Annotated in this window: 17 protein-coding genes; 5 read left to right on the forward strand and 12 right to left on the reverse strand. The window is 36.5% G+C overall.

The genetic code is table 11. The annotated features are described in order from the left end of the window. Positions 1 to 38: 38 nt before the first annotated feature. The 5 genes from ACJVDK_RS04130 to ACJVDK_RS04150 all read right to left on the reverse strand — a co-directional run bounded on the left by ACJVDK_RS04130 (position 39) and on the right by ACJVDK_RS04150 (position 5,175). Positions 39 to 1,157, reverse strand: a complete 1,119-nt coding sequence (locus tag ACJVDK_RS04130) for a DUF3667 domain-containing protein (RefSeq protein ID WP_443939026.1) — start codon at positions 1,155 to 1,157, stop codon at positions 39 to 41. Between the two features lie 20 nt (positions 1,158 to 1,177). After that, entirely contained in the window at positions 1,178 to 2,563 is a 1,386-nt protein-coding gene (locus ACJVDK_RS04135; RefSeq protein ID WP_443939027.1) for a nucleoside permease, read from the reverse strand. A 173-nt stretch (positions 2,564 to 2,736) separates the two neighbouring features. Beyond that, positions 2,737 to 3,351, reverse strand: a complete 615-nt coding sequence (locus tag ACJVDK_RS04140) for a bifunctional nuclease domain-containing protein (RefSeq protein ID WP_443939028.1) — start codon at positions 3,349 to 3,351, stop codon at positions 2,737 to 2,739. Between the two features lie 47 nt (positions 3,352 to 3,398). After that, positions 3,399 to 4,367, reverse strand: a complete 969-nt coding sequence (locus tag ACJVDK_RS04145; RefSeq protein ID WP_443939029.1) for an electron transfer flavoprotein subunit alpha/FixB family protein — start codon at positions 4,365 to 4,367, stop codon at positions 3,399 to 3,401. 70 nt (positions 4,368 to 4,437) lie between these two features. After that, complete coding sequence (locus tag ACJVDK_RS04150) at positions 4,438 to 5,175, reverse strand: electron transfer flavoprotein subunit beta/FixA family protein (RefSeq protein WP_443939030.1); 738 nt, start codon at positions 5,173 to 5,175, stop codon at positions 4,438 to 4,440. 65 nt (positions 5,176 to 5,240) lie between these two features. Between ACJVDK_RS04150 and ACJVDK_RS04155 the strand changes: the two genes are divergently transcribed. Beyond that, positions 5,241 to 5,576 carry a tetratricopeptide repeat protein gene (locus tag ACJVDK_RS04155; RefSeq protein ID WP_443939031.1) on the forward strand — a complete coding sequence of 112 codons (336 nt, stop codon included), beginning with the start codon at positions 5,241 to 5,243 and terminating at the stop codon, positions 5,574 to 5,576. A gap of 28 nt (positions 5,577 to 5,604) precedes the next feature. Further along, positions 5,605 to 6,822, forward strand: a complete 1,218-nt coding sequence (gene chrA / locus ACJVDK_RS04160) for a chromate efflux transporter (protein WP_443939032.1) — start codon at positions 5,605 to 5,607, stop codon at positions 6,820 to 6,822. 81 nt (positions 6,823 to 6,903) lie between these two features. On the opposite strand, the gene dnaB is transcribed toward chrA, so the two are convergent. Further along, complete coding sequence (gene dnaB / locus ACJVDK_RS04165) at positions 6,904 to 8,466, reverse strand: replicative DNA helicase (protein WP_443939033.1); 1,563 nt, start codon at positions 8,464 to 8,466, stop codon at positions 6,904 to 6,906. 199 nt (positions 8,467 to 8,665) lie between these two features. Here dnaB and rlmB point away from each other — a divergent pair, with 199 nt between their 5' ends. Next, positions 8,666 to 9,433: a 23S rRNA (guanosine(2251)-2'-O)-methyltransferase RlmB gene (gene rlmB, locus ACJVDK_RS04170; protein WP_443939034.1), complete on the forward strand. Its 768-nt coding sequence runs from the start codon at positions 8,666 to 8,668 to the stop codon at positions 9,431 to 9,433. A gap of 70 nt (positions 9,434 to 9,503) precedes the next feature. Here rlmB and ACJVDK_RS04175 read toward each other — a convergent pair whose 3' ends face one another. Beyond that, complete coding sequence (locus ACJVDK_RS04175) at positions 9,504 to 10,595, reverse strand: mannose-1-phosphate guanylyltransferase (protein WP_443939035.1); 1,092 nt, start codon at positions 10,593 to 10,595, stop codon at positions 9,504 to 9,506. 15 nt (positions 10,596 to 10,610) lie between these two features. Further along, positions 10,611 to 11,579, reverse strand: a complete 969-nt coding sequence (locus ACJVDK_RS04180) for a KpsF/GutQ family sugar-phosphate isomerase (RefSeq protein ID WP_443939036.1) — start codon at positions 11,577 to 11,579, stop codon at positions 10,611 to 10,613. Between the two features lie 91 nt (positions 11,580 to 11,670). Between ACJVDK_RS04180 and recQ the strand changes: the two genes are divergently transcribed. Together recQ and kdsA are read left to right on the forward strand one after the other, a co-directional pair. Further along, complete coding sequence (gene recQ, locus ACJVDK_RS04185) at positions 11,671 to 13,860, forward strand: DNA helicase RecQ (RefSeq protein WP_443939037.1); 2,190 nt, start codon at positions 11,671 to 11,673, stop codon at positions 13,858 to 13,860. 84 nt (positions 13,861 to 13,944) lie between these two features. Continuing rightward, positions 13,945 to 14,757 carry a 3-deoxy-8-phosphooctulonate synthase gene (kdsA, locus tag ACJVDK_RS04190; RefSeq protein WP_443939038.1) on the forward strand — a complete coding sequence of 271 codons (813 nt, stop codon included), beginning with the start codon at positions 13,945 to 13,947 and terminating at the stop codon, positions 14,755 to 14,757. A 45-nt stretch (positions 14,758 to 14,802) separates the two neighbouring features. Here the strand turns inward: kdsA and ACJVDK_RS04195 are convergent, their stop codons facing one another. From ACJVDK_RS04195 to ACJVDK_RS04210, 4 genes are all read right to left on the reverse strand, one after another. Then, the gene (locus ACJVDK_RS04195; protein WP_443939039.1) at positions 14,803 to 15,270 is read right to left on the reverse strand and encodes an OsmC family protein; all 468 of its coding nucleotides are present in this window, start codon (positions 15,268 to 15,270) and stop codon (positions 14,803 to 14,805) included. Between the two features lie 7 nt (positions 15,271 to 15,277). Then, the gene (gene msrA / locus ACJVDK_RS04200) at positions 15,278 to 15,820 is read right to left on the reverse strand and encodes a peptide-methionine (S)-S-oxide reductase MsrA (protein ID WP_443939040.1); all 543 of its coding nucleotides are present in this window, start codon (positions 15,818 to 15,820) and stop codon (positions 15,278 to 15,280) included. 47 nt (positions 15,821 to 15,867) lie between these two features. Beyond that, on the reverse strand, positions 15,868 to 17,751 hold the full coding sequence (locus tag ACJVDK_RS04205; protein ID WP_443939041.1) for an OmpA family protein: 1,884 nt from the start codon (positions 17,749 to 17,751) through the stop codon (positions 15,868 to 15,870). A gap of 90 nt (positions 17,752 to 17,841) precedes the next feature. Beyond that, entirely contained in the window at positions 17,842 to 18,465 is a 624-nt protein-coding gene (locus ACJVDK_RS04210; protein WP_443939042.1) for a 7-carboxy-7-deazaguanine synthase QueE, read from the reverse strand. Positions 18,466 to 18,516: the final 51 nt, after the last annotated feature.

The raw sequence follows: 18,516 nt of genomic DNA on the forward strand, positions 1-18,516 counted from the left end.
AGGCATCTATGTTAAATTGAATCCTACTTAATACCTAATTAAAGGAGGAAATAATAAATAAACTGTTGAATAGCCCATTCAGAAATGGCATACGCAAAAATAACTAGAAAGAAAATCGTAATCATTTTACGGATGGTCGCCTTTCTAGACCGTTGATAGAATCTAATTAAGCCTGTATATAAGTACCAAATGCCACCTAAAATTACAGCTAATTTAATAACACTGCTAGCGATAGAATCCAATCCAAAAATATAGTATCGAATACTCACCGAAAAAATCTGCACCACAAAAAAGGCAGTCATACCGTGTATGGTGAAAATTAAATGATCAAGATAATAAATACGATTCTTGCGGAAATTCCACATGATAAACAAAGCTAACAACGGCATTAATAAGAAAAATTGTTTTGGACGATAATGCTCCAATTGTTCATTTAGCGACCAGTTTTCATGCTCTGCCTTTTGTTGCATGACAATATCGCGTTTCTTAACCATGCGATCTATCCAGTCATCTCTTTCATCCTCAGGTAATTGGTTTTGTCGCGCTAAATATGCAGCATAGGTACTATCTTGCTTTAGAATGTGAGCCTTTTCATAAATGGATATCACATTTGCAATAGAGTCAGATTTTAGACTATCGTTTAACGTTTGTAATCTTTTTATTTCAATTTCTTGTTCCTGAAAAGATAATTGCTTGAACCGACTTTTTATCAAAGCCGGTTTTAAATACTGCGTTACACCTTTAAGAATTTTTGTGTTTTTACTTCCTTTTTCTAAATCTGTGTTTATTGAATCTAATTTTTCGGTTTGTTTAGTAACTTGTTCTTTTTCTTCTTTTTTGGAGTGGTTTGCTTTCGGTACAATCAAAAAATAAATAATTGATACAAAAATGTACATACTTACAGGATTTATGTAACGTGCACGTCTTCCTGCCAAGTAATCGAGTGTAACCTTACCTGGTTCAATTATGAGGGTTTTTAAGGTGCTGAAAAACTTATTATCGAAATGAAAATAATGCGCAATGCTATGCGAAATAAATGCCCAAAAATTTTCTTTAAGTTCTAAATTGGGTTGCCCACAATTGGTGCAGTAGTGCTTTTCTACATGCGTACCACAATTTAAACAGTTGTGCTCTTTTCTGTATTTTCCGCTCGACATGGTATGAAATTCAAAATGAATTAGTGATTAATTGCCTCAATAGCTTCTTGTTCTGCTCGGGTATGTTTGTGTTTAAAAATGAATACGAAAACTACTGCAATAACGAGTGCATATACCGTAAATGATAACCAGATACTGTGCCAGTCTTTTACATCCAACAAAGCACTTAAATTGCCGTTTTCAAGAATGGTAATTCCTTTATTTTTTAAAAAGGTATGCAAATGGGTATTATCGGGTGTACTGTGCACGTAGGTAGCCAATTCGTTAATGTTGCTGTAATGATGTGTGAAATATTTCTCAATCATCCAACCAGAAACTAAGCTTCCTAAAATGGCTCCAAAGCCGTTGGTCATCATCATAAATAAACCTTGGGCTGATGAACGAATTTTTGGCGCGGTAGAAGTCTCCACAAACAAAGAGCCTGAAATATTAAAGAAATCGAAGGCCATTCCGTAGACAATACACGACAAAATTATCATCCATAAATTGCTTGATGGATCGCCAAAGGCAAACAAGCCAAAACGTAATACCCAGGCAAACATGGCGATTACAATAACCCATTTAATTCCAAATCGCTTCAAAAAGAATGGTATCGCCAGTATAAATAACGTTTCAGATATTTGTGAAATAGATAATATGATTGTTGAATATTTGATTACAAAGGAGGTTGCATATTCAGGGAATAACTTAAATTCATCCAGAAATACATCCCCATAAGCATTGGTTAACTGCAAAGCTCCTCCTAAAAACATGGAAAACAAAAAAAACAAAGCCATTTTGTAGTTGCCAAAAAGCTTAAAAGATTCAAGACCTAATTTTTGAATGAAACTTTTCTTATCGTCAAGCGTGTTTGATGGTAAACAAGCAGGTAAGCTGAAAGAATAAATTCCTAAAGCTAATGCACTAACTCCAGCAATGTAAAATTGATTGGCACTTGCCTTATTACCCGTTAAATTGGTAATCCACATGGCCACAATAAAGCCTATAGTTCCCCAAACTCGAATAGGAGGAAAGCTTTTTATAACATCATATTGGCTGTTTTTTAAGGTCGTGTAACTAATGGAATTACTTAATGCGATGGTTGGCATGTAAAAACACATTGCTAGTAAGATAACCCAAAAGAAAGTATGTGGATCATTTACCTGTGGTAGATAAAACATGACGGCTGCATAACAGATGTGTAAAATGGCATACAGTTTTTCGGCATTGATCCATTTATCAGCCAAAATACCCGTTAGGGTAGGCATAAATAAAGAGGATAAGCCCATGGTTGAAAATATTACACCAAATTCAGCTCCGTTCCATTGTTTCGTGCCAAACCAATAATTGGCAATAGTTAATAACCATGCTGCCCACACAAAAAATTGCATAAAGCTCATTATGGTTAAGCGAAACTTAACATTCATCATATAGTTAGTTAGTTTTTTTTAGAAAGTACGGGTTGAAGATAGAACTATTTTAAAACAATCGCTAAAAATGAATTTAAATAATTCAAAAAGTGTTCGAATTTCATGATTCTATCTTTTTTAGCGTAGTAAATTAGTAGAAAGGGTGGGGAAGTCAAAATAAAAGAGGATACCTATACGGCTCCTCTTTTATTTAATTCGTCGCGCAGGCGCGCTGCTTTTTCATATGCTTCTTCGGCTATCGCTTCCTGAAGTCTTTGTTGTAGCTCTTCTGTTGTTAAATCGCCATAGCCTTGTTGCATCGTGGCTGTGGGTAAACTATCGGCATCGGGTTCTTTGGTAATGTTATCCATATTTTCTAAAAACAGAAAATCGTTTCCTTCAATAACGATGCCTGCTGAGGCTAAGATAAATTCGTAAGTATAAATTAAAGCATCAAAACGAACGGCCAAAGCAATTGCATCCGATGTTCTAGCATCTATCTCGTGCGTATTAGTTCCATCGCTACAAATTAGCTTGGCAAAGAAAACACCATCAACAAGGTTGTAAATAATTACTTCCTGGATGCTAATTTTAAAAGTCTCAGCCATTGATTTAAATAAATCGTGTGTCAATGGCCGGGTAGGGGTCATTTTTTCAATTTCGATGGCAATGGCCTGAGCTTCAAAAGCTCCAATGATGATCGGGAGTCTGCGGCGTCCGTTAATTTCACCCAATACAAGTGCATATGCACCCGATTGTGTTTGGCTATACGTTAAACCTACAATATCTAACTTTACTTTTTTCATATGAAATAAAGTCCTGATAAACATATATTTATCAGGACATTTAGCTATTATGCTTTATGTGCTTTTAAAGCTTCGATTAATTTAGGAACAACTTCAAAGGCATCGCCAACAATACCATAATCTGCTACTTTAAAGAAAGGTGCTTCCGGATCTTTATTGATTACCACAATTACTTTTGAAGAACTTACTCCAGCTAAATGTTGGATGGCGCCAGAAATGCCAATGGCAATGTATAAATTCGGACTAATGGCAATACCTGTTTGTCCTACGTGTTCTGAATGTGGTCTCCAATCAGCATCACTTACGGGTTTAGAACAGGCCGTTGCAGCACCTAATAAGGCGGCTAATTCCTCAATCATTCCCCAATTTTCAGGACCTTTTAAACCTCTGCCTGCTGAAACAACTAGCTCCGCATCCGGTAATGAAATTTTATCCGTTGCACGAACAATTTCTTTTATAACGGTACCAAAATCACTTGGTTTTACATCAGCACTAAATGCTTCAATGCTCACAGAAGTTGGATTTTCTTTTACACCAAAGGCATTTGGATTTAAAGCGATAACTTTGATAGCCGACGTTAATTCGGTAATAGCAAAAGCTTTTCCTGAAAACGCTGTTTTCTTCACCGCAAATTTGCCATCAGTACTTGGCAATTCAACTGCACCTTCCGCTAAACCTGCGTGTAGTTTTACCGCAACGCGAGGCGCTAAGCCTTTTCCAGAGAAAGAATTAGAAAGAACAACCACCTGAGCCCCTTCTTTTTCGGCAGCTGCCGAAATAATGCTGGCATATGCTTGATTAACAAAACTTTTTAATTGATCGGTATTTACAGTTAAAACTTTAGAAGCTCCGTATTTACCCAGTTCATTTAATTCACTATCGGCCACATTGCCAATTGAAATTGCAGTTAAACTGGTTGATTGTTGATCGGCAATTGCTTTTGCATATGAAACAGCTTCATACACTGATTTTTTAAATTTGCCTTCGGCTTGTTCTACATAGACTAATACTGACATATATTTATTTCTATATCCTTATAAAAGGATGGTGTAAACGATTTAATTAGTTAAAGGATGGAGGCGCAGATTAAATTACTTTTGCTTCGCTGTGTAATAAATCAATTAATTGAGTAGCCTGATCAGCAGGGATTAACTTAACTGCACTACGTGGGGCAGGAGTATCGTATTTTACCACTTTACTTACTTGGTCAATGGCTACTGCTTCAACAACTGCTAAAGGTTTTGTTCTCGCGCTCATGATACCGCGCATATTCGGAATTTTAGCCTCTGCAACCCCTTCGGCACAACTTGCCACAAAGTTACCAGAAACAGTAATCACCTCTTTCCCGCCTTCAATTTCACGTTCAAGCGTAGCTGTATCACCATCTATATTTAATTTTTTAACAATAGAGATTGATGGAATATCTAAAAATTCTCCCACCATAGCAGCAACTTGATTTCCGTTATAATCAATTGATTCTCTACCTGTTAGAATCATGTTAAAGTCTTTATCTTTTGCATATTCAGCAATTTGTTTGGCAACAAAATAAGCATCACGAGGAAGGGCATTAACCCGTACAGCATCGTCGGCACCAATAGCCAAAGCCTTTCTAATGGTTGGGTCGTTAGCTGCTTCTCCTACATTGATAACCGTAACGCTTCCTTTTCCTCCTTCGGTTAATTCAATCGCTCTAGATAAAGCAATTTCATCGTAAGGATTTACAATATATTGCACACCCGCTGTATTGAATTCGGTATTATCATTCGTAAAAGTTATTTTTGTGGTTGTGTCTGGCACGTTACTGATACAAACTAATATTTTCATAAGTATTAAGTTTAAATATATATAAGGTCTTTCTGCAAATTTAATTAAAAAAGCAAGGAATAAAAATGTCATCAACCCGTTTAAGTAAGTTATTAGAGTTTTTAGAGAGTGATCCGAACGATCCATTTATTTTATATGCCTTAGCTACAGAGTATAACGCATTAAATGATAAAGAAAATGCGTATTCTTTTTACCTTCAGTTAACGGAGAAACATCCCGATTATGTAGGTACCTATTATCATTTAGGGAAGCTTTATGAGAAAGATGGCGAAAAAGATAAAGCAATTGCTGTTTACCAAACTGGGATGAATGCTGCACGCACAAAACGTGATATGCATGCTTTTTCAGAGTTACAAGGTGCGTATAATGCTGCTGCAGGATTAGATTACGAAGACGATTAATGAGAAATTCTTATTTAGCTTACATTTAATGCAAACTAAACACATCGCTGTTAAAAAACAGTGGCTTTTTTTACGGAACGTTATTTTCTTCACTTTTACGTCTTTCGGTGGAGCTCAGGCGCATTTGGCCTTGCTGTTAAAGTATTTTGTAAGCAATACCAAGTTTATTTCTGAAGAGGAATTACTCGAATTAAATGCATTGGCGCAGGTTCTACCTGGGCCGGCCTCTACACAAACCCTGGTCGGAATAGCTTGGAAAGTTGGAAAACTCCGTTTAGCTATTTTTACCTTTTTAATTTGGATTTTACCAACAGCCTCCATTCTTACTTTTGCCGCCATTAGCTATAGTTTGCTGGGTCAAAAAGATAAATTAAACGATGCATTTGAATACATTCAACCCATAGCGCTGGGCATTGTTGCTTATGGAGCATGGAAATTAGCCAAGAAGGTTTTAAAAGATCAAATTACCATTTTTTTAGCCATTGGAGCAGTTGTAGCTACTTTTGTACTACGTAACGCATATGTATTTCCCTTGGTTATTTTTTGTGGTGGGATGATTTCCTCGGCAATCTCTACTCCAAAAGAAGAAACAGAGTTAAGAGTCAGTTTATTCGCCAATATCAATCCTAGAAAACTTATATATTTTATCGGTATTTTATTGTTAGTAGCTTTGGTTGGTACCATTATCAATCGAACTTCGCCCTTTAGCTTGCCCATTCGTTTGTTAGAGAATTTTTACCGTAACGGTATTTTTGTGTTTGGTGGGGGACAGGTACTTGTACCACTAATGTTTACAGAATTTGTTGAGATGAAAAGTTATATGTCTTCAGCCGATTTTCTTTCAGGATTTGCACTTCAACAAGCTTTACCCGGGCCCACATTTTCTTTTACAAGTTATTTAGGAGCCATTAGCATGAAAAATTTTGGCTATGGTGTATTTGGTCAAATTATGGGTGGGTTAATCGGCGTTATTGGTATTAACTTACCGGGATTAATTTTGGTCTTATTTATTGTCCCATTTTGGGAAGATTTAAAGAAAATCTCACGAATTCGCGATAGCTTAATTGGCATTAATGCTGTAAGTGTAGGTTTTATTATTGCAGCATTTTTGTTGTTATTGATTCCCATTGGATTTAACTGGGTATTTCTATTGATAATGCTAACAACATTTTTTGCACTGAATTTCACCAAATTGAATCCACCAATATTGGTTTTACTCGGAATGGTTGTTGGGTACTTTTTTTAGTAAAAAGAATTTTATTGCTAAAAGTTGAGTTTACGTGTTTAAACTCAACTTTATAGCGTGATACTGTATTTTTCTTAATGCCTAAAATGGTGGGTCATCATCGTTATAATCATCCATTTTTGATGGGCGGATAATAACGTTGCTTTGCTTTTCAAAATCTTGCGATGGATACATTCCTGCAGAAGGACTATCGTCAGCGAATGAGTTTGGTGCAGTAAAATCTTCCTCTAAATCGGCGAACTTCACAAACTTACCAATAAAGCGAAGCGGCACAATACCGGTTTCACCGTTACGGTGTTTCGCGATAATTACCTCACCAATACCTGCTTGCGATCTTCCTTGTTCATCTTCTGTAATCCCGTAATACTCCGGGCGGTACAAGAAAAGTACCATGTCGGCATCCTGCTCAATAGACCCTGATTCACGTAAATCGGATAACATTGGCCTTTTACCTTGCAAACCTGGTCTGCTTTCTACCGCACGACTTAACTGAGAAAGCGCTAGTACTGGAACATCCAATTCTTTAGCAACCGATTTTAAAGCTCTAGAAATACTACCGATTTCTTGCTCACGATTACCTCCGCCTTTTCCTTCACCTTTACCGTGCATCAATTGAAGGTAGTCGACAATTACCAATTGAATATCATATTGCGATTTTAAGCGTCGGCATTTTGCTCTAAACTCAAAGATATTCAAAGCAGGTGTGTCGTCAATTAAGAGCGGCGCTTCTGTTAAACGTCCAATCTTACTGTGTAATTGTTGCCATTCCCATTCTTGCAAATTTCCCTTTCTAATTTTCTCTTGTTCAATTTCAGCTTCTCCAGCAATCAAACGATTCACCAACTGCACGGATGACATCTCGAGCGAGAAAACGACACAAGGCTTTTGAAAATCAACGGTTGCATTGCGTGCACAGGTTAATACGAAGGCTGTTTTTCCCATCGCCGGACGAGCAGCAATGATAACTAAATCTTGTTTTTGCCAACCACCGGTAATTCTATCTAAGCCAGTAAAACCAGTAGGTACACCTGTTAAACCATCTGTTTTGGTACGCAATTCTTCTAAAGTGGCTAACGATTGCTTTACAATATCATCCATTTTTTGGGTATCCCTACGCAAGTTGTTTTGAGCAATGTCAAACAATCCTTTTTCAGCGTGGTCCAATAAATCAAAAATATCGGTGGTATCTTCGTAAGCGTTGGTAATAATATCAGTTGAAATACGAATTAATTCACGTTGAATATATTTTTGTGAAATAATACGGGCATGAAACTCAATGTTTGCTGCAGAAGCTACGCGGTTGGTTAAATTGGTAATGTAATATGCACCACCAACCATTTCTAACGCACCCATCTGGCGTAACTCACTTGTAACCGTTAAAATATCAACAGGTTTCGATTTTTCGAAGAGCATGTGAATGGCTTCGAATATTTTTTGATGCGATTCCTGATAGAAAATTTCAGGTTTTAAAATATCAATAACTGCAGATAAGGCATCCTTTTCCAGCATTAAAGCCCCTAGAACAGCTTCTTCTAAATCTAAAGCTTGGGGAGGTAGTTTACCTAAAGAACTAACCGTATTGCTTATTCTGGTTTTTCTAGCTGCTAGGCTATTTTTTCCGCCTGGTTCATTATCAATGCTCATACAGCAAAAGTAAATAAAACTACTTGCTCTTGAGCGTAGAAGTTTCTAGTTGTTTGTTAACAAATTGACTTGTAATTAGATTATTTTTTAGAGCTTTTTAGAGTGTGATTAAAATTTTAAACAATAAAATGTTAATAAGAATCACTCAAATTAGTGGCTATCCATTTATTTGAATATTTTTGCCCTACAATTTCAAAATATGGATAATTTTAGACGACCACAGCGAGTAAAGGAGAATAATGAGTTTGTTTTTGGTATACGGGCAGTAATTGAAGCGATCAAAGCCGGTCGAGATATCGAAACTATTTACGTACAACGTGGTTTAAGCGGCGATTTATTTCTGGAACTTAAAAGCCTTTTATCAGGTTCACTCATTCCAATGAACCTGGTTCCAGTTGAAAAATTAAACCGCATGTCGCAAAAGAATCATCAAGGGGTTATTGCGGTAATTTCACCCATTACTTATCAAAATATAGAAGACATCATTCAGTCTACATTCGAGAAGGGCGAAGTTCCGTTGATTTTAGTTTTGGATAGTGTTACCGATGTGCGTAATATGGGGGCAATTGCACGCACAGCAGCTTGTGTGGGCGTACATGCCATTGTAGTTCCATTAAAAAATGCAGCTCAAATCAATGCAGATGCTATTAAAACATCGGCAGGTGCTTTATTTAGCATTCCAATTTGCCGACACTCTAATCTGCATAAAACCTGTTTATTTTTGCAAGAAAGTGGATTGCAAATTGTTGCATGTACAGAAAAAACAAACGACTTTATCTATGCCCCTGATTATACAGCGCCCACTGCCATTATTATGGGATCGGAAGATGAAGGAATTTCAAATGAACTTTTACGCGTAGCCGATCACTTAGCTAAAATTCCAATGGCAGGAAAAATAGAATCTTTAAACGTTTCAGTGGCAGCTGGTGTGATTTTGTATGAAGCCATCAGACAGCGGACGGTTTAGTTATTTAAAAGAAAAAGCGCTGATCAAATTCAATTGAGCAGCGCTTTTTTATGAGTTCTAGTTAAAATTGTTAAATGAATTTTGTGCCAAATTTCGATTTTACTTCCGCAACAAATTCTTTTACTTTTTGCTCTTCACTGCGTGGGCAAACCATAAGCATGTTATTGTTTTCTACTACAATATAATCGTGTAATCCATTAAGAATTACCAACTTATCCTTCGGTACATTAATCATACAATTAGATGAATCAAACATCAATACTTGTTCCGAAGGGATAACAGCATTCCCAACATAATCCTTTTCGGCCATTTCGTAAATAGATGCCCAAGTGCCTAAATCAGACCAGCCAAATTCAGATGGTAAAACATATACATTATTGGCTTTTTCCATAATACCAAAATCTATAGAGATATTGGTGCATTGAAAATAGGCATTGTTAATAAAGTTTTTTTCACCCGAACGATTGAGTTCTAATTTACCCGCTGCAAAAATATCGTACATTTCAGGCAAGTGTTCTGAAAATGCATTTAAAATAGCTTTTGCCGACCAAATAAAAATACCTGCGTTCCATAGAAAATCACCACTTTGCAGGAAAGATTTCGCTAGCTCTAAATTAGGCTTTTCGGTAAAGGTTTTTACTTTGTGAAAATCCTTGTTTGTGTTTAGTACGTGATCAGTATGTTGAATGTAGCCATAGCCTGTATCTGGTCTATTCGGTTTTATCCCTAACGTAATAAGGCAATCGTTTTTTGAAGCTGCATCTAAAGCACTCTCTACGGTTTGAATGAAACCATCTAAATCACCAATTGTATGATCAGAAGGTGCTACTACGATCGTCGCATCTGGATTTAATTCGTGTATCTTAAAGCTGCCATACGCAATACAAGGAGCGGTATTACGCATTAAAGGTTCCGCTAAAATTTGATTGTCTCCTAAATCAGGTAATTGTTCTTTAATTAAATCGCTATAAATCTCATTAGTAACAATAAAAATATTTTCAGGAGGACAAATTTTGATAAATCTGTCATAAGTACTTTGGATTAGGGTTTTTCCAGTACCAAAAAAATCAATGAACTGCTTCGGGAATTGAGTTCTGCTAACAGGCCAGAAACGGCTTCCTACGCCGCCAGCCATAATTAATGCATAGTAGTTTTTGTTCATTATTTCAATTAAAATTTATACTATCCCTTCGTTTAAAAGGTCGTGTAAATGGACAATGCCAAAGTACGTGTTTTGTTTTAAAACTAACAACTGCGTGATGTTATTTTGTTTAATTAAATTAAAAGCATCCACCGCAAGTGCATCGTATTGAATGCTTTTTGGATTTTTACCCATGATGTCTTTTGCCATCAATGAATTGTAATTGGGTGTAGTTTCCAGCATCCTTCTAATATCTCCATCGGTTACAATACCTATTACAGCATTATTTTGGTCAATAACAGCAACAGCGCCCAAGCGGTTTTTACTAATTTCAATGAGCACCTCTTTTACAGACGCCGTAGGCTGGATAGAAGGTTTCTCATTTGAAAGGGCTAGATCACCAGTTTTCAAATAAAGTTTTTTTCCTAACGATCCACCTGGATGATATTTGGCAAAATCAGCTTCCTCAAAATTTCTGCATTCCAATAAACAAACGGCTAAAGCATCTCCCATAGCCAATTGAGCCGTTGTACTAGTGGTTGGTGCTAGGTTATGTGGGCAGGCTTCTTTTTCAACAGTGGTATTTAAAACCATATCAGCCTGATCGGCTAAGAAAGATTTAAGCTCGCCAACCATTCCAATAAGTTTATTGCCCGAATTCTTTAATAAAGGAACTAGAATTTTTATCTCGGGCGTGTTTCCACTTTTAGAGAGGCAAATAATTACGTCGTTTTTTTGTATAATTCCTAAATCGCCATGAATGGCATCTGCTGCATGCATAAAAATGGCGGGGGTTCCGGTTGAATTGAAGGTAGCCACTATTTTTTGCGCGATAATGGCACTTTTGCCAATTCCTGTAACAATTACCCTACCTTCACACTGCAAAATAGTGCGTACAACCTGTTCAAAATCATCATTAATGTTTTGCGCAATGTTTAAAATGGCAGTTGCCTCTAGCTTCAATGTGCTGATGGCTGATTCGATAATAGATTTTTTACTTTTCAAAGAGAAAATAATTGTGTGTTAATACTTGAAATTGTTGTAAAATTATGTTATTTTGGATAGAAAAATAGCATAGCATATTTTATTACACAAAATGGACGTGAAAAAGTCGTTATTTGATAACCTGCAAAATTTTTTCGGGTTTGATAATTTCAAGGGTGATCAAGAATCGATCATTACAAATATTTTAGAGGGTAATAACACTTTTGTTATTATGCCAACGGGTGGAGGGAAGTCTATTTGCTATCAATTGCCGGCATTAATGAGCGAAGGAACGGCAATTGTAATTTCGCCTTTAATAGCCTTAATGAAGAATCAGGTTGATCAATTAAGAGCTTTTGGTGGAAATGATAGTATCGCTCATTTTCTTAACTCATCCCTAAATAAATCAGAAATCACACAAGTTAAAACAGACTTGCTAAGTGGTCAAACAAAGTTGTTGTACGTGGCGCCAGAGTCATTGGCGAAGCAAGACAACATTGATTTTTTAAATCTGATTAAAATTTCTTTTGTTGCGGTTGATGAAGCGCATTGTATCTCCGAATGGGGTCATGATTTCAGACCAGAATACCGCAAAATTAGACAGGTGATTAGTGGTTTAGGAAACAACATCCCGATTATAGCATTAACGGCTACAGCTACACCTAAAGTTCAACAAGATATTGTTAAGAACTTGGGAATGACTGAGGCTACTTTGTTTAAATCCTCGTTTAATAGACCGAATTTATTTTATGAAATCCGCCCTAAGCGCGATATCACCAAAGAGATTATCAAGTTTATAAAATCCAATCCCGGTAAATCAGGAATTATTTACTGCTTGAGCCGTAAAAAAGTTGAAGAGGTTGCAGAAGCATTAAACTTAAATGGTATTAGCGCTTTACCTTATCACGCTGGTTTGGATGCGAAGGTGAGAGCCGAAACGCAAGATAAATTCTTGATGGAAGATGCAGAGGTTATTGTAGCTACTATTGCTTTTGGAATGGGGATTGATAAACCCGATGTACGTTTCGTTATTCATCACGATGTGCCAAAAAGTATGGAGGGTTACTACCAGGAAACCGGAAGAGCCGGTCGTGATGGTGGTGAAGGAGTTTGTATTGCTTTCTATTCGCAAAAAGATGTAGATAAACTGGCTAAATTCATGAAAGACAAGCCGGTATCTGAACGTGAGATTGGTACGCAAATTTTAAAGGAAGTAATCGATTATGCAGAATCTGGGGTTTGCCGCCGAAAACAAATTTTGCATTATTTTGGCGAAAACTTTAATGAGACGGGTTGTAATTGCATGTGTGATAATTGCAAAAAACCGAAGAAACAATTTGATAGTGAAGAGCAACTGAGCATCTTACTGAAGTTTATCGAAAAAACGGAAGAGAAATTTGATGATGCCCATTTGTTAAACGTGTTTTTAGGTTTAGAAACGGCACAAACAATTGCATACGAGCACAGTAAATTTCCAGAGTTTGGTATCGGCAAGCAAGAAGGGGAACTGATGTGGAAATCAATTTTGCGTCAAGCAGTATTAAATAATTTCTTGTTTAAAGATATTGATAATTACGGCCTATTAAAATTGACGAAGCAAGGACGGGAATTTATTCAAAGTCCGTTCAGTATTAAGTTTATTTTAAATGAGCCAATTGATTCAGGGGTAGAAGATGAAATAGATGATGTAAAACAAGGCAGTGGTGCGTTGGATACGCATTTATTGCAGTTACTTAAAGATTTGCGCAAGAAAATAGCCAAGCAGAAAAATGTTCCGCCTTTTGTTGTTTTTCAAGATCCATCGTTGGAAGAAATGTGTACACATTATCCCATCACGACGGAAGAACTGCGCCAAATTTCGGGTGTTGGTTCTGGTAAAGCAATGAAGTTTGGTACACCTTTCATCGAACTGATTAAAAAGTATGTAGAGGATAATGATATCGAACGTCCGATTGATTTAATCATTAAAACACAAGCAAATAAATCACAAATGAAGGTCTCGATTATTCAGAATATCGACCGACAGATAGGTTTAGAAGACATTGCAGATTCAAAAGGAATTACTTACGAAGAGATTTTAAAAGAAGTAGAATCGATTGTAAATTCTGGCACCAAATTAAACTTGAATTATTTTATTGATGAAGTGATTGATGATGATCGTCAAGATGAGGTATTTGATTACTTCAGAGCCGCTGAAAGTGACTCGATTGATGAAGCATTAAGCGAACTTGGTGAAAGCGATTATACCCGAGAGGAAATCCAATTAATGCGAATAAAATTTATGTCGGAATTAGGAAACTAATTTTACATTTGTCCATATCTGAGATTAAAGAATTTTTTTTTTTGTAGAATTCTTTAATCTCTTTTTATTTAAGAGCAAGTAGAAATGATAAATTATTTAGATAACTTAAAGAATACCAACTCAGGCAATTTTTTTTTAATGGCTGGTCCTTGTGCAATTGAGGGTGAAGAAATAGCACTTAGAATTGCAGAGAAAATTGTAAAAATAACGGATAAACTAAGCATACCCTATATTTTTAAAGGATCATATCGTAAGGCAAATAGAAGTAAAGGCAGCTCATTTACAGGAATTGGCGATGAAAAAGCCTTGAAGATTTTGGAAAAAGTTGCGCGAGAATTTGGTGTTCCAACCGTTACTGACATACACGAAAGCGACGAAGCAGCAATGGCGGCAGCTTACGTAGACGTGCTTCAAATTCCTGCTTTTCTTTGTCGTCAAACTGATTTATTAGTAGCAGCTGCACAAACAGGTAAAGTTGTCAATGTAAAGAAAGGCCAGTTTCTTTCTGCAGGATCGATGAAATTTGCTGTAGAAAAAATTAAAGAAGCCGGAAATGATAAGGTAATTTTGACAGACCGTGGGAACACTTTTGGATATCAAGATTTAATTGTTGATTACCGTGGATTGCCTGAAATGCAATCTTTCGGAGTACCTGTTGTAATGGATTGTACACACTCGTTGCAACAACCAAATCAATCGTCGGGCGTAACAGGAGGGAAGCCAGCATTAATTGAAACAATTGCAAAAGCAGCAATCGCTGTAGGTGCGGATGGTTTATTTATTGAAACACATCCTGATCCGGCAAATGCTAAATCGGATGGAGCCAATATGCTTCATTTAGATTTATTAGAGGAAACTTTAACGAAGTTAATTCGAATCAGACAAGCAATTTTGTAAAATCAGAGATAGCTTACTTTTTTAAGTGCTTAATAAGTAAGCTATTTATATACTTTCACATCTAGGGAAGTGCTTAACAGGGAAATTACAAGAATTTGAAATAAAACATAGTTGATTAGCTTCTTGATGTAAAGCCAAAGCCTTGGTAACCATTTCAGGACTTGCGACCTCAACTTTTGGGTGCAATCGAACTTCGGTAAACTTTCCTCCTCCGAAACTATTTAGCTCTAAGTCACCCTCTGCGCAGTCTTCATAACTAATTAATTCAATGCCATTTTGTGCACAAACATATAGGTAAGACATAAGGTGACAAGAAACAAGACTGCTTAATAATAAATCCTCGGGGTTTAATAAGTTTGGATCTCCTTTAAACAATTTTGCCGCCGATATTTGGAGTAACTCTTTACCTTGGATGTGAATCTCATGCGTTTTGGTATACTTTTTCGAAATTGTAGCGTACAGATTTTTATTTTCTTTAGACCATTTTGCTGCAACCTTGAATAGATGTTTCATGATAAAATTAGTAGGTTTCCGGTTTTAATCGGTCTTTATAAAGTTCTCTTAGCTTTTTGATTTTTGGATTAATAACCACTACACAATATCCTTGCTCACCGTTTTGGTTATAATAATCTTGATGATAGGCCTCGGCAGGATAAAATTCAGGTAATGGAACCACTTCCGTTACAATAGGGTCATCAAAATATTCCTTCAAATCAGCAATAATTTTCAATGCAGTTTCCTTCTGTGATTCATTGGTATACATGATCGTTGAACGATATTGTGTACCTCTATCAGCACCTTGACGGTTCAGCGTAGTAGGATCGTGGGTTGTCATAAAAACCTGAAGTAAATCTTGATAAGAGATTTCATCCGGATTAAATGTTACCTGTATCACCTCCGCGTGTCCGGTTGTGCCTGTACAAATTTCGCGGTAAGTAGGTTGCTTTAAGCTTCCGCCCGCATAACCTGATACTACTTTTTCTACTCCCTTTAAACGTTGAATTACGGCTTCAACACACCAAAAACAACCACCACCAAAAGTGGCAACCTCGAATTCTTTCATGCTTACAAATTTTTCAGGTATAACATCTATATGCTTCAAACTGTTTGTTAAACTTTGGTGATAACAAAAGAAGTTCTCCTATTATTTTTACGACCCATTTCTGTCTTGTTATCCGCAATCGGATTACGCGCTCCATACCCCTTGAACGTTAATCGACTAGCACTGATACCATATTTTACCAAATATTCGTATACGGCATTTGCACGGTTAAATGATAATTTTTCATTTAAAGCATCATCACCAATGTTATCGGTATATCCTTGAATTTCAATATGAACTGTAGAATTATCGGTTAAAAAACCAATTAAAACTTCCAACTCCTTGAGAGACGCAGGTAATAGATTGTACTTATTTGTGTCAAAGAAAATATTTTTTAAAGTAACGTTTGCACCCATTTTTATTTTCTCGATACTCACTTCAATTATAAATGGTTTATTCCTAGTGGCTTCTTTTAAATCGAAATTTTCTGAATAAAACAAATATCCTTCGGCATTTACATTAAAAAGATAATCGGTTCCAACAGGCATGATGGCTAAGAATTCGCCTGTTTCTGGATCTGTGTAATCTTCAAAAACAGTTTTATTGCTTTTTAAATCAACTACCTGAATATTACTTTCGATGGTTCTTTTGGTGTCTTTATCGCGCACGATTCCTTTTACATAACTTACTTTTGCTGGTTTAGCTAGTTCAGGAATGCCAAAACTATAAATATCTTGTTTTCCAAAACCACCCTTTAAATTGGATGAAAACAGTCCGAAATTTCCATCTGCGCTTACTGTAAGTCCATTTTCATCTTCAAACGAATTTATCGGGTAACCCATGTTAGTAGGCTTTAACCATGCACCTTGTGTATCCATTCTGCTGAAGAAAATATCTTTGTTTCCAAATCCAAGCCAACCATCTGATGAAAAATAAAGCGTTCTACCATCGGCATGAAGAAAGGGCGTATTTTCGTCAAAAGCAGTATTGATGTTTGGTCCTAGATTTATTGCAGGGCCCCATTTTAAATCATCGGTAATCGTACTGCTCCAAATATCGTATCCACCTGATCCGCCGGGTCTATTACTAATAAAATATAAGGTTTTTCCATCTGGACTAATAGCAGGTTGCGATTCCCAATATTCAGAATTAACAGGTTCACCAATGTTATATGGAACGCCCCAATCTTGACCTTCGCGGTGCGAAACATAAATATCACAGCGACCTAAACCGTCTGAACGGTTACAACCGGTAAAAAAAAGATATTTTCCATCCGGAGAAATAGATTGTGCTCCTTCGTTATAACTCGTGTTTATTTTACTGGAAAGGGGCTTGGCTAAGTTCCAAGAATTGTTTTTAAACTGTGCAGTCCAAAAATCCTCATTTCCATTAATTTGTCGCGTAAAAATTAAGGTTTCCCCATCACCCGTAATAGCCGGGAAATATTCAGGTTGATCAGTATTTACACCCGTCCCTAAATTTGTTGGATTATAGGTTACAGGCTTTTTAATCGCTTCTGCGGCAAAATCGCAATCTGCTATGTATTTTCTTGCCTTAGCTAAATTTTTAGGGTCGCGTTCAAGTGATGTGTATTTGCCGAAATTTTGTTTTGCCTTTGCATAATCGCTAAGCGCAAATTGGGTTTCCGCTAACTTGTAAAAAACTACAGGACTTATCTCTACACTAATAGACAATGCTTTTTGGTAATTACTCTGTGCTTCGGTGTATTTCTTTTGTGTTTTGTAAAGATCGCCAAGCGTAACAAAAGCACTTAAAAACTGCGGATCTGCTTGTACTGCACTTTCTAAAAGTGGGATGGCCTCTGTATATTTTTGATTTTGAATAAACGGATTGGCTTTTTCGTAAAAAGCTTGGGCTTTCTTGTTTGATGAACCTTGAGCAAAGCAAAAGATATTGACAAAACAAAAACAGAAGAGCAGGCTAAATTTCATAAAGTAAGGGCATAAATCGCTATTGAACACTTCAAACGTAAGCAGCTTGAAGTTCTCATCAATAATATCACTTTAGCTAAAGTAAAGTATTTATGGAATATTTAAAAATTTATGCGTTTGAAGAGAAATCTCCCATTTTGGATTAGCCATTACATAATCAATAATCATAGGTGTAATTTCCTTTGATTTTGACCATTCAGGCTGGAGGTATAATTTACACGTTGGAGAAACCATTGCCGCATATTCCTCTGCCCATTTGAAATCACTTTTATTAAAAACGATTACTTTTAATTCATTCGCAAAAGGAGTAATATCCGGTCTTGGCGCTTTGAATTTTTTTGGTGATAAACAAATCCAATCCCAATTTCCAGAAAGGGGATAGGCTCCAGAAGTTTCGATGAAGGTTAAAATGCCGCGCTCTTTTAACTTATTAGTCAAGTAATCGAGGTTATAAATTAAAGGTTCTCCTCCAGTAATCACTACTGCTTTACCTGGATATTGATCTGCATTTTCAACAATAACATCCGAAAGGGTAAGCGGATGCATTTCTGCGTCCCAACTCTCTTTAACATCGCACCAGTGGCAACCCACATCACACCCACCTAAGCGAATAAAATAAGCCGCTTTTCCGGTATTAAATCCTTCGCCTTGAATTGTATAAAACTCTTCCATTAAAGGAAGTAAGGTGCCATCTTCTGGAATATGTTGTTTCATTTTTGAGGATGCAAATATCTTAAAAAAAAAGCACTATATAGCCTAGCTACC

The organism is Pedobacter paludisoli (assembly GCF_052344095.1).
GTDB lineage: Bacteria > Bacteroidota > Bacteroidia > Sphingobacteriales > Sphingobacteriaceae > Pedobacter.